The 12705-nt window shown below is 68.3% G+C and carries 10 protein-coding genes; all 10 read right to left on the bottom strand.

What is annotated here, in order from left to right; genetic code table 11:
* The 10 genes from AC3A35_RS19545 to AC3A35_RS19500 all read right to left on the bottom strand — a co-directional run bounded on the left by AC3A35_RS19545 (nt 1) and on the right by AC3A35_RS19500 (nt 12376).
* A complete protein-coding gene (locus AC3A35_RS19545) occupies nt 1–540 on the bottom strand; it encodes a MarR family winged helix-turn-helix transcriptional regulator (protein WP_487437951.1) in 540 nt (179 codons plus the stop codon).
* A 108-nt stretch (nt 541–648) separates the two neighbouring features.
* Nucleotides 649–1512: an amidohydrolase family protein gene (locus AC3A35_RS19540; protein ID WP_487437949.1), complete on the bottom strand. Its 864-nt coding sequence runs from the start codon at nt 1510–1512 to the stop codon at nt 649–651.
* A gap of 95 nt (nt 1513–1607) precedes the next feature.
* Nucleotides 1608–2375: a 3-hydroxyacyl-CoA dehydrogenase gene (locus AC3A35_RS19535; RefSeq protein ID WP_487437948.1), complete on the bottom strand. Its 768-nt coding sequence runs from the start codon at nt 2373–2375 to the stop codon at nt 1608–1610.
* 16 nt (nt 2376–2391) lie between these two features.
* Nucleotides 2392–3162 carry a crotonase/enoyl-CoA hydratase family protein gene (locus tag AC3A35_RS19530; protein ID WP_487437947.1) on the bottom strand — a complete coding sequence of 257 codons (771 nt, stop codon included), beginning with the start codon at nt 3160–3162 and terminating at the stop codon, nt 2392–2394.
* On the bottom strand, nt 3159–5045 hold the full coding sequence (locus tag AC3A35_RS19525) for a feruloyl-CoA synthase (RefSeq protein ID WP_487437946.1): 1887 nt from the start codon (nt 5043–5045) through the stop codon (nt 3159–3161). The genes AC3A35_RS19530 and AC3A35_RS19525 overlap by 4 nt, the downstream gene beginning before the upstream one ends.
* A gap of 650 nt (nt 5046–5695) precedes the next feature.
* Nucleotides 5696–6799: an NAD(P)-dependent alcohol dehydrogenase gene (locus AC3A35_RS19520; protein WP_487437945.1), complete on the bottom strand. Its 1104-nt coding sequence runs from the start codon at nt 6797–6799 to the stop codon at nt 5696–5698.
* A gap of 75 nt (nt 6800–6874) precedes the next feature.
* The gene (locus tag AC3A35_RS19515; protein WP_487437944.1) at nt 6875–7876 is read right to left on the bottom strand and encodes a zinc-dependent alcohol dehydrogenase family protein; all 1002 of its coding nucleotides are present in this window, start codon (nt 7874–7876) and stop codon (nt 6875–6877) included.
* Nucleotides 7873–8832, bottom strand: a complete 960-nt coding sequence (locus AC3A35_RS19510; protein ID WP_487437943.1) for an alpha/beta hydrolase — start codon at nt 8830–8832, stop codon at nt 7873–7875. Before AC3A35_RS19510 ends, AC3A35_RS19515 begins: the two co-directional genes overlap by 4 nt.
* Nucleotides 8801–11326, bottom strand: a complete 2526-nt coding sequence (locus tag AC3A35_RS19505) for an efflux RND transporter permease subunit (RefSeq protein WP_487437942.1) — start codon at nt 11324–11326, stop codon at nt 8801–8803. The genes AC3A35_RS19510 and AC3A35_RS19505 overlap by 32 nt, the downstream gene beginning before the upstream one ends.
* Nucleotides 11327–11383: 57 nt before the next feature.
* A complete protein-coding gene (locus tag AC3A35_RS19500) occupies nt 11384–12376 on the bottom strand; it encodes a WD40/YVTN/BNR-like repeat-containing protein (protein WP_487437940.1) in 993 nt (330 codons plus the stop codon).
* Nucleotides 12377–12705: the final 329 nt, after the last annotated feature.

Genomic DNA, 12705 nt, shown 5'->3' with positions numbered 1-12705 from the left:
TCAGCCGCCGCCGGACCGTCCGACCCGATGCAGCAGCTCGAGCAGGATGGCGCGCTCGGCTGCGCTCAGTGCGCACAGCGCCTCGTCCTCCATCGTCAGCGACAGCTCGCGGGCACGCGTGGCGAGTTCGCGCCCGGCCGCGGTGAGGCACACCAGCTGCGCACGGCGGTCCTGCTCGCTGCGCACGCGCGCGACCAGACCGCGTTCGACCAAGCGATCCACCAGCGTCGTCAGGTTGGGCGCCGACATCGCCAGCGCCTGGGTGAGCCGGGTCTGGGTCACATCCTCGTTGCTCAGCAACAGCACCAGCAGCGAGAACTCGACCGGGCGCAACTGCAGCGGCTCGCCGATGCAGGCCTGGAACGCGGGCCGCACTTGGACGTCGGCGCGTGCCATCGCATAGCCGAGCAGATGGCCGAGGGCGGCATGGTCGATCGCGTCGGCCACCGGGCGGGGGCCACGCGCGGGGCCCGTCCTGGCGTCCGGGTGCGGACGCGCGGAGGCTTTCGGGGCCGGTGCTTTCAGCTTTGGAGAGTTCATGGCGTGCGGGAGTATGCCAGCAATGAAGGCGCCCGGCCCCGCCGGCGCGAAGCCGTCGGGGCCGGGCGCCGCGGACCGGTCACGATCGGGACGATGGGTGTCGGCCGCTCAGGCGAGCCCGAGCAGGCGCTTGGCGTTTTCCTTCAGGATCAGCGGATGGACCTCGGGCTTGAAGCCGGCCTTCTCGAAATCCTTGAGCCAGCGATCGGGCGAGATCAGCGGGAAGTCCGAGCCGAACAGCATCCGGTCCTTCAACAGGGTGTTGGCGTACTGCACCAGTTGCGGCGGGAAATAGCGCGGCGACCAGCCCGACAGGTCGATCCACATATTGGGCTTGTGCAGGCACAGCGACAGTGCCTCGTCCTGCCACGGCCAGCTCGGATGGGCCATGACGATCTGCATGTCGGAGAAGTCGATCGCGACGTCCTCGAGCAGCATCGGATTGGAGCGCCCCACCTTCAGTCCGCCGCCGCGCGGCATGCCGCTGCCGATGCCCGAATGCCCGGTGTGGAAGATCGCAGGTAGCTTGTACTCGGCGATCACCTCGTAGATCGGCCACGCAAAGCGGTCGTAGGGATCGAAGCCCTGCACCGTGGGATGGAACTTGAAGCCGCGTACGCCGAACTCCTCGATCAGGCGGCGGGCCTCGCGCGCGCCCATCTTGCCCTTGTGCGGGTCGATGCTGCCGAACGCGATCATCATGTCGCTGTTCTCGCGTGCGGCCTCGGCGATTTCCTCGTTGGGAATGCGGCGGCGGCCGATCTGGGTCTCGGAGTCCACCGTGAACATCACCAGGCCGATCTTGCGCTCGCGGTAGTAGGCCACGGTCTCGGCGATGGTCGGACGGTGATTGGAGCCGAAGTACTTGTCGGCCGCACGGTCGAACTCCTCGCCGAAGTGGTCGTGGGACTGGCAGCAGGAGACTTCGGCGTGGGTGTGGATGTCGATTGCGATCAGCTCATCTGTCTTCATGGTGGTCCTCAGGCTCTCAGTCCTTGTCGTCGTGGAGGTGGCCGCAGCACAGTGCGCATTCGGCGCATTCGGTGCCGGGCCGTGGATGTTCCGGTTCAGCGCGGCGCAAGCCGGATCGCGCCATCGAGGCGGATAGTCTCGCCGTTGAGCATGATGCTGTCGACGATGGAGCACACCAGTTTGGCGAACTCCGCCGGCTGGCCGAGGCGCTGCGGGAAAGGCACCGATTCGGCCAGCGACTGCTGCACCTCGGGCGGGAGCGTATGCATCATCGGGGTCAGGAACAGGCCCGGCGCGATGGTCATGACCCGGATGCCCGAGCGCGCCAGTTCGCGTGCGATCGGCAGGGTCATGGCCACGATGCCGCCCTTCGAAGCCGAGTACGCGGCCTGGCCGATCTGACCGTCGTAGGCCGCGACCGAGGCGGTGTTGACGATCACGCCGCGCTCGCCGTCGGCCTGGGGCTCGCCTTTCGCCATCGCCTCGGACGCGAGCCGGATCATGTTGAAGGTGCCGACGAGGTTCACCTGGATGGTGCGAGCAAAACTATCGAGGGCCATCGGCCCTTCCTTGCCCAGCACTTTGCCGACGGTGCCGATGCCGGCGCAATTGACCAGCCCGTGCAGGCCGGCGAAGCGCGCCAGCGCCAGGTCGACCACCGCCTTCGCGTCGGCTTCGTCGGCGACGTTGGTGCGGTTGAACGCGGCGCGTGTGCCGAGTTCGGCGGCGAGCGCGGCGCCGAGCTCCACATTGAGGTCGGCGATCACCACGTTGGCGCCCGCGGCGTGCAGCGCGCGCACCGTGGCCTCGCCGAGGCCCGAAGCGCCACCGGTGACGATGAAGGTGTTGTGGTCGAATTTCATGCTTGCTCCCGATGCGTCATGTCTGCGGCCCCTTGCCCTTGCGCTCGAGAAAGCTCCCGATGCGCTCGGCGACCTCGGGGCTGGTCTGGGTCAGTGCGGCAGTCAGCGACTCGACGAAGAAGCCGTCGTCGGTGGCCATGTTGTCGATGCGCGAGATCGCCGACACCATCGCCCAGTTGGAGATCGGTGCGTTCTCGGCGATGCGGCGTGCCAGTTGCTGGGCCTTGGCCAGCGCTTCGCCGGGGCCGACCAGGTAGTGGGCGAGGCCCAGGCGCAGGCCCTCATCGGCATCGAGAATGCGCCCGGTCAGCATCATTTCGCACATGCGGCCGGGGCCGATGATCCTGGCCACTCGCACCGAGGCGCCGCCGCCGACGAAGATGCCGTGACGGCCTTCGGGCAGCTGGTAGATCGTGTTCGGTTCGGACACCCGCACATGGGTCGCGGTGGCCAGTTCGAGCCCACCACCGATCACCGCGCCCTGCAGCGCGGCGATCACCGGGATGCCGCCGTTCTGGATGCGGTCGAAGATGCGGTGCCAGCCGCGCGAGTGCTGCATCACCCCGAAGGGTTCGCGGTGCTGGTGCTCGGCGAGGTCGAGCCCGGCGCAGAAGTGCTCGCCCTCGCCCGCCAGCACGATCGCCCGCGTGCCTTCCGGAGTGGCGATCAGCGCCGCTTCGAGCGCTGCCAGCAGGCGGTCGCTGACCGCGTTGCGCTTTTCCGGGCGCGCCAGGGTGATGGTGTAGATGCCGTCGTCGATCGAGGTCTTGACCAGTTGTTCGCTCATGCTGCGTTTCCTTGTTGGGCCGTCTCGCGGCGCGGCAGCAGCAGATACGGATCCTGCGCGCGGCCTTCGTACATCGCCTCGACCAGCGCCGCGCGATGCATCAGCACCGCGCGCTGGTTGATCGAGCCCTTGTCGGTGATCTCGCCCTTGTCGATCGACGGCGGCTCGACCAGCACGTGGCCGCGTGCGACGCGGTTGGCGCTGCCGGTGCCCTCGCGCCACAGCCGGTCGACCAGTTCCTGGAAGAACGCGCGCACCGGTGCGGCATGCAACACCTCGGTCAGCGCGGCGTCGGCAGCCAGTCCGGCGAGCCTGCGACACTCATCGACGCGCGGTAGCAGCATCACGCCGATGTCGTCGCGGTTCATGCCCGCCACCACGACGTCCTGCACGTAAGGCGCGCCGGCGGCGATGATCCGAGCCCGCATCGGCCCGACGCTGACGAAGGTGCCGGTGGACAGCTTGAAGTCCTCGGCGATACGCCCGTCGAACATCAGCCCGCGATTGGGTTCGGCCGGGTCGATGAACTTCACCGCGTCGCCGGTGCAATAGAAGCCTTCTTCATCGAAGGCCTCGGCGGTGAGCTGCGGTGCGCGCCAGTAGCCCGGCATCACGTTCGGGCCGCGGAAGCGGACTTCGGTCTTGCCCTCGAGGGGCACGAGCTTGACCGCGACGCCGGGGATCGGCAGGCCGATATGCCCCGAGCACAGATCGGTGCCGACCGCGAACATCGACGACGGTGCGGTCTCGGTCATCCCCAGCCCGGTGATCATGCGGATGCGCTCGCCCACGGTGCGCTCGGCCAGGCGGTCGAGCTGGTCCCACACCACCTGCGACAGACCGGCACCGGCGAAGAAGAAGGCACGCAGCGAGCGGAACAGGGTTTCACGCAGCGCGTCGTCGCCCTCCATGGCCGCGGCGATTTCCTCGAAGCCCTTGGGCACGTTGAAGTACACCGTCGGCGAGATCTCGCGCAGATTGCGCAGCGTCTCGGCGATGCCCTGCGGCGTGGGCTTGCCGTCGTCGATGTAGAGCGTGCCGCCGTTGTACAGCGCGATGCCGACGTTGTGGTTGCCGCCGAAAGTGTGGTTCCACGGCAGCCAATCGACCAGCACCGGCGGCTCCTCGGCGACGAAGGCGAGGCACTGGCGGATCATCTGCTGGTTGGCGCACAGCATGCGGTGGGTGTTGATCACGCCCTTGGGCAGCTTGGTCGAGCCCGAGGTGAACAGGAACTTGACGATGGTGTCGGGCGTGAGTCGCGATCGCACCGCATCGATCGCGGCACTTGGCGCGGTCGCCAGCAGTGCGGCGAAGGGTGTGACCGCACGCTCGGACAGCGTCCCCTCGCCCAGCACGACCTCGACATCGGCGCCGACGGTGGCGGCGATCGCCTTGCCGTAGGCCGGACTGGAGACGAACACCAGCCCCGGCGTGGTCTCGCCGATGATATGGCGCAGCTTGCCGTAGTCCTGCGACACCAGCGCATAGGCGGGCGAGATCGACGCATACGGAATGCCGGCGAACATGGCGCCGAAAGCCAGCGCCAGGTGTTCGAGACTGTTCTCGGCCAGGATCAGCACCGGCCGGTCGACCGACAGCGGCCGTGCGAGCAGGGCTTCGCCAACGGCGCGCGCACGCGCCAGCATCTGCGCATAGGAGATCCGCAGCCAGTCGCCGCCCTTGTCGCGGCGGGCGACGAAGGTCCGCTCGGGCGCAACCTGCGCCCATTCCGCCAGACAATCATTCAGGACCTCGGGAAAGGGCTTGAGTGCCTCGGTCGAGGTGAGCAGGGTCGTGCCGTCGGTACGCCTTTCGAGTTGCGCGTCGACGCATCCGCCGACCGCGACGGCCCGATAGCGGGGGTGGGCAAAGGCGTTCATCGACATTCCTCCCGCAACGCGCCAGGCGCAAAGACTGCGAAGCGGCAGCGGCGAGCGCCGTCCGTGGTGCGGGACCTCAACGGCCCTCCGTTGTGAAGAGCGTGATTCATGGAATTCCTTGTCTCCTGAAGATGAGTACGTCGTCCGGGACCGTGAGAGAAGCCTTCCCAACCGCTGTCACGCCCCACGACCAGCTTCACATTTCGTTATGTTTTATAAACATTAGACGAATTGAGCGAAAAGGTAAACACGCATTCGCAGTCCACTGCAATTCTGTTTTCGTAAAGGACATGTAGCGCCACGAAGCAGTCCACAAGAAGTCCTGACGCGGCTCTGTTTAACGTAATTTCACTTATCCAATGAAACCTATTTACCGTCCCCGCGATCACCATCCGGGGTGCCGGCCCGGCGACGCCCTCGGCGCTCGAAGACAGCAAAAAAATGTCCGCCGCCCGGCAGATCGGGGCGACGGACATGAAACCGGCGGGCAAGAGGGACGAAGAGGAGGGAGCCCACCGGCGAAAGAAACAATGCAGTCCACTCGGGTTACGCCGCGCCCGCCGACTCCGCTTGCCCCGGACCGGGGCCATTGACGACCCGGCACGGTGTCGCCTTGCCCCCTGGGACGAAGCGGTCCGGCACCGGCCTGATCACGCCGCCATCCTCACGATCGGCTTGATCGCACGCCCCTCCTCGGAGTCGGCAATGGCCTCGTTGATGTGCTCCAGCGGGTAGAACCTCACCATCTTGTCGAACGGGAAGCGCCCCTGCCGATACAGCCCGATCAGCATCGGGATGAAGGTTTCCGGCGTCGACTCGCCCTCGACGATGCCCATCAGCCGGCGCCCGCCGCTCATGAAGTGCACCTCGTCCAGGTTGATTTCGCTGCCCGGCCCCGAGGCGCCGAGGATGCCGCAGGTCCCCCGCGGCGCGAGACTGCCCACCGCACTGCGGATCACCGGAGCGAGGCCGGTGGTATCGAGGGCGAAGTCGACGCCGTAGCCGCTGATGCGCAAGATCTCGGCGGCCGCATCCGTGTTCTTCGGGTTGATCGCATGGGTGGCCCCGACTTCGCGGGCGAAGGCGAGCCGGTCTTCATTCAGGTCCACTGCGATGATCGTGGTCGCCCCGACCACGCGTGCGGCCATCACCGCCGACAATCCGACCGAACCCGCGCCGAACACCGCGAAGGATCTGCCCGGACCGACCTCGAGCGCGTTCATCACCGCGCCCGCACCGGTCTGAACGCCGCAGGCGAGCGGGCCGAGCAGTTCGAGCGGCACGTCCTTCGGCACCTTGACCACGTTGCGCTCGTGGCACAGCGCATGGGTGGCGAACGACGACTGGCCGAAGAAGTTGCCGTGGATGCGCTCGCCCTCCTTCGACAGCGCGGTACTGCCATCGGCGCGGGTGGCGAAGAAATTGCGCGGAAAGAACTCGTGGCAGTAGCTCGCGGCGTGGTCGAAGCAACTCGGGCAGGTGCCGCACGAGTTGAAGCTCATGACCACGTGGTCGCCCGGTGCGACCTTGCTCACCGCCCGCCCCACCCGCTCCACCACGCCGGCGCCTTCATGGCCCAACACCACCGGCAGCGGCGTGGGCAGCATGCCGTCGCGCACCACCATGTCGGTATGGCATACGCCGGTCGCCACGACGCGGACGAGGATCTCGGTGTCGCGCGGCTCCTCCAGCTCCAGGGTTTCGAGCGACAGCGGGGCGGACGGGGTACGGGCAACTGCAGCACGGATCTTCATGTTGTCTCCTTGATTCTGGTTCTGGTTTTGGTCCGGGATCAGGCGGGCCGGATCAGCGGTGCGATCGGGGCGGAATCATCGTGTGACCTCGACCACCACCTTGCCGACCTGCGCGTTCGATTCGAGATGGCGGTGGGCGGCGACGATCTGCTCGAAGGGGAAGACCCGGTCGATCACCGGGCGAAGGGCACCGGCGCTCACGCCGGCCTCGATGAAGCTGCGCGCGGCCCGCATCCGTGCCGCGTCGCGCAGCAGTTCGAACACCAGGTAGCCCCGCACCGACAGGCCCCGGCCGACCGCGGCGTTGAAGGGAAATGGCGTCTGTGCCCCCTGCCCGCTGAGGTTGCCGTAGATCACCAGGGTGCCGCCGGCGCCGAGCGCCTCGGCCAGCGTCAGCACCTCGGGGCCGGCGACCGGATCGAACGCCAGCCGCGCGCCCTTGCCGTCGGTGATCCGCGCCACCTCGGCCGCGAGGCCGTCGCCGGGCGCGAGGACATGGGCCGCGCCATGGGTGCGCAAAGCCCCGGCCTTTGCGGTGCTGCGCGTCACGGCGATCGGTATTGCACCCAGCATGCGCGCGATCTGGATCGCGGCCAGCCCGACACTGCTCGAGGCCGCGGGGATCAGCACCGCCTCCCCGGCCGCGATCCGGGCGATCTCGACCAGCGCGCCATAGGCGGTGAGGCTGGCCATCCACAGTGCCGCAGCATCGGTCGCGGCCAGCCCCGCCGGCGCGGGAATGAGGGCGTTCGCCGGCATGATCGCGTGCTCGGCATAGGTGCCGTAGCGGTTCATCGAGAAGGCCGGCAGCACGCACACCGTGTCGCCCACGGCCACACCGGAAACGCCGGGGCCGATCGCCTCGACCACCGCGCAGGCCTCGTAGCCCAGGCCCGACGGCAGCTGCGGCGTCTCGATGTAGCGGCCGGCGCGATAGGCCGCTTCCGCCCGGTTCAGACCGATCGCGAGCACGCGCACCCGGACCTCGCTGGCGGCGGGATCGCCGACTTCGAGGTCTTCGATCTCCAGCACGTCGGGGTCGCCGACACGATGGAAGCGGACCGTGCGCGCCTTCATGCGCACTCGCTCGTGGTCGCCGCCAGTGCCCGGCGCAAGGCGCTGGCGACCTGGTCCACCGCGATCCGCGCCGCGTCGAGCGCAGCCCCCATGCTGATGAAGCCGTGCGCGAGGCCGGCGTACTCGACCAGGGTCACCTGAGTCCCGGCCGCGGCGAGCTTGTCCGCGTAGGCGATGCCCTCGTCGCGCAGCGGGTCGTAGCCGGCCACCAGGACCAGCGCCGGAGGCAGGCCGCCGAGCTCGTCGGCGAACAGCGGCGCCAGACGCGCGTCCGTCAGCGCGCCGCCTCCACCGAGGTAGAGTTCGACGAAGTAGCGCATCGACCGGGTCGTCAGCGTGTAGCCCTCGCCGCAACGGCGGTGCGATTCGAACCGCCCGGGCTCGGGCTCGGGCACGGTGACCGGGTAGATCAGGGTCTGCTGCACCAGCGCCGGCCCGCCCCGATCCCGCGCCAGGATCGCGCACACGGTGGCGAGGTTGGCCCCCGCGCTGTCGCCGGCGATGGCGATGCGCGCCGGGTCGACGCCGAGTTCGCCGGCGTGCGCAGCCAGCCACACCAGCGCGGCATAGCTGTCATCCACCGCGGCCGGGAACGGGTGCTCCGGCGCCAGACGGTAGTCGACCTGCACCAGCACGCAGTCTGCCTGCGCGCACAGCACGCTCGCCACGCCGTCGTAGTCCTGCGGCCGACCGACGACGAAGCCGCCGCCGTGCAGATAAAGCACCGCGCCACGCACACCGCCCGCCCCGCGTGGCCGATAGATGCGCAGCACCAGCGCGCTGCCCGGACCGTCGATGCGGCGCTCCTCGATGTCCACGTCGGCGACGGGCAGGTCGCCGCTGGTGAGGATCTGGCTGTACAGCCCGCGCGCCGCCACCGGGGGCAGGTCGGCAAAGTCTGGAGCGCCGGCGGCGCGCATTCCGTCAAGCAGATTCTGCAGCTGGATGTCGAGCATCGCATGTTCTCCGGATAAAGGATGGGTCCGCATCGTGCGGGGTTTCGGTGTCGGCCGACAGGGCACTGTCGGGTGCCGGCTCGGCCACCGCCAACGCTGCCGGCTGCGCGGCGGCGACCGGCTTCAGCAGGAAGTACGCCAGTGCCGGCAGCAGGATCAGCGCGCCGAGCATGTTGAGCAGGAACATGAAAGCCAGCAGGATGCCCATGTCGGCCTGGAACTTGATCGGCGAGAAGGCCCAGGTCGCCACCGCCACCGCGAGCGTCGCCCCGGTGAGCAGCACCACCCGACCGGTGAAGCGCAGCGCGAGCTGGTAGGCCTCGCCCAGGCTGGCGCCGGCGCGCATGCCGGCGAGCAGCACCGACAGCACGTAGAGCGCGTAATCCACGCCGATGCCGACGCCGAGTGCGATCACCGGCAGGGTCGCGACCTTGACCCCCATGCCCAGCGCCACCATCAGCGCCTCGGACAAGACCGAGGTGAGCATCAGCGGCAGCACCGCGACCAGCACCGCGCGCCACGAGCGGAAAGTGATCCAGCACAGCACGATCACCGCGGCGTACACCAGGTAGAGCATCTCGCGCATCGCCTTCTCGACCACGATGTTGGTCGCGGCCTCGATGCCGGCGCTGCCGGCCGCGAGCAGGAAACGGGTGTCATCATCGTTGTTGGCGGCGGCGAAGGTCTCGACCGCCGCGACCACGCGCTCGAGGGTCTCGGCCTTGTGGTCCTGCAGATAGACATAGACCGACAGCAGGTTGCAGCCCTGGTTGAACAGCTCGCGCGGCGCGCGGGTCTGCACCGCGCCCAGTGCGGCATCGTTGGGAATCAGGTCGAGCCACTTGAAGTTGCCCTCGTTGTAGCCCACGGTGGCGTAGCGTGACAGCTTGGCCATCGAGTTGGTCGCCTCCACCCCCGGCAGCTGTTCGAGCTGCCAGGTCAGGTCGCGCACCCGCGACAACACCTTGTAGCGCGTGCAACCGTCTTCCGGGGTGCGCACCATGACCACGAAGATGTCGGCGCTGGCCGCATAGTTGGCGACCATGAACGCGGAATCGCGGTTGTAGCGCGAGTCGGCACGCAGCTCGGGCGCGCCCGGATCGAGGTCGCCGATCTGCAGGCGCTGCCCCGCCACCACGCCGACCACCGCGAGCAGCACGCTGGCGGCGATCGCGGCGAGCGCCCACGGGCGCCGGGTGAACAGGCCGAGGAAATGCCACACGGCATCCATCGGTTGGCGCTGCACCGTGCCCGCGGTGTCGGCCTGCACCCCGCGTGCGGCCGCGGCCGGGCTCACTCCGGTATAGGACAGCAGCACCGGCAGCAGGATCAGATTGGTGAAGATCAGCACCCCGACGCCGAGGCTCGCGGTCAGTGCGAGTTCGCGGATCACGCCGATGTCGATCACCAGCAGCACCGCGAAGCCGACCGCGTCGGTGATCAGCGCGGCCATGCCGGTGCGGAACAGACGGCGGAAGGTGTAGCGTGCGGCCACGTACTTGTGGGTGCCGCGGCCCACGTCCTGCATGATGCCGTTCATCTTCTGCGCGCCGTGGCTGATGCCGATCGCAAACACCAGGAAGGGCACCAGCACCGAATACGGATCGAGCGCGAAACCGAGCGCGGACAACAGGCCCAGCTGCCACAGCACACCGATCAGCGAGCAGCCGGTCACCAGCAGGGTGCTGCGTATGCAGCGGGTGTAGGCGAACAGCACGCCACCGGCAATGAGCACCGCGATCACGAAGAACACCAGCACCTGGCGCAGGCCGTCGATCAGGTCGCCGACGATCTTGGCGAAGCCGGTGATGTGGATCTTGATGCGCTCGGTCTGGTAGCGGGCCCGGATGTCCTCGATGCGGCGCGAGAAGTCGGCGTAGTCCATCGCCTGGCCGGTGCGCGGATCCTTGTCGAGCAGCGGCACGTAGATCACGCTGGAGCGGAAGTTCTCCGCCACCAGTTGACCGATCTCGCCCGAGCGCTGAACGTTCACGCGCACCGCGCTCAGAGTGTCGGCCGAACCGTCGTAGTCCTCGGGGATCACGGTGCCGCCGTCCAGGCCCTCCTCGGTCACCGCCACCCAGCGTGTGGCCGGGGTCCACAGCGACTTCATGTACGGCCGGTCCACGCCCGGCAGCAGATAGATCTCGTCGTTGATGCGCGCCAGGGTGTCGAGGTAGTCCTTGTCGAAGATGTCGCCATCGTCGACCGCCACCGCGATCCGCAACGAATTGCCCAGCCCCGCCAGATCGGCCTTGTGGGCGAGGAAGTTGGCGATGAAAGGATGCCCGGTGGGAATCATCTTCTCGAAGCTCGCGTTGAGCTGCAGGCGCGCCGCCTGCCAGCCCAGCACCAGGGTGGCGAGCAGGCACAGCAGCAGGATGAGCGGGCGCTTGTTGAAGATGAGGCGTTCGCCGAAGGATCCCGAGCGGGGGTCGAAATCGCCGCTCGTCGGCGCCACCGTGGCGGTGGCGTTGGTACTGTCGGTGGTCAAAGTCTGCTCCTTGGGTTGGGGGCGCATTTGTTGTGGTGTCTGCCGCGGTCCATGCGCCTACGGCCGGCCCAGGCGGTGCGCACCCATCAGGCTGGCACCGACGACTCCGCCGTCCGCGGCCTGGACCAGTCCGGCGAGCGGCAATACCGCGAGATCTGGCACCGGCACGAAGCTGCGCCCGGCATCGCGGCTCACCAGCATCGCGCCGGCCTGGCTGACCAGCGCGGGACTGCCGTCCGCGAGCACGGTGCCCGCGCTCAGGGACTCCGACTGGCCGGTGTCGACCCGCTGCCAGCTGTCGCCGCGGTCGCCCGAGCGGAACGCGTTGCCGCGCAGGCCGAAGGCGATGAAGGCCCCGCCCGGCTCGCTGATCACGCCGAAGAAGCTGCCCGCATAGGGCGACTCGAGGGCCTCGAAATGCTCGCCGCCGTCTACCGAGCGCAGCAGCGTGCCCTGCTCGCCGACCACGATCAGCACGCCCTGCGCCTCACTGATGCCGTACAGGTGAAAGCCGTCCGGATTGGGGACGCGCTCATGCCACGGCCGCCAGCTCAGGCCGCCGTCATCGGTCCGGAAGACCTGGTTGTAGGCGCCGAGTACATAGCCGGTTCGGGTATCGGCGAAATGGACATCGAGGAAGGGTTTGTCCGGCCCCTCGTCCACCAGCCGGCGGGCATTGCGCACAGCCCGCTCGGCCGCTTCGCGCTCGCCTTTGGTGGCGTCGTGTGCGCGCCGCTCGGCCTGTTTCAGCACCAGTTGTGCGGCGGCCAGGCCGTCGAGCTGCTTGACCCAGGTCTCGCCCCCGTCACCGCTGTGCAGGACCGTTCCCAGGTGGCCGACCGCCCAGCCGTGGCGCGCGTCGACAAAACGTACTGCGGTGAGCGACACCGACACCGGCGTCGTCGCCTGGCGCCAGTTGGCACCGTGATCGTCACTGAGCAGCACGATGCCCTGCTCGCCCACCGCAACCAGGCGCGCGCCGGCCCGGGTGACCGCAAGCAGCGCCTGATGGTTCGCCTTTGCCGAGACCAGTGCCGGCTGCTCAAGCACGGCAAAGCCGGGGCTGGCAGGTAAAGGCGCCGACCACGCAAAGCCTGCAAAGAGGAGAGGTGCGCAGACCGGCAAGAGGAAACGCGTGGCCGGCAAAAATCGATTTGTAAGACGGTTCATGGTCATCATTGGCTACACCGGGGTAGTGGCCCGCCGCAAGGCGGTGCCGGGCAAGGCCGGCAATACATTGGGCGAAATCGGGTGGTGTGAGGCGCGGCTCCTCCCTCCCCTTCAAGGGGAGGGCTGGGGTGGGGATGGGTTTAGCAGGCGTTGCAGTAACCCATCCCCCTCCTAACCGGTAGTCTCGGCGAAGCCTCGCCGCTATACCG

Source organism: Azoarcus sp. Soil_N_20, from assembly GCF_057656155.1.
Note: the sequence above shows the minus strand (reverse complement) of the source record. Positions and strands in the feature narration are given on the sequence as shown.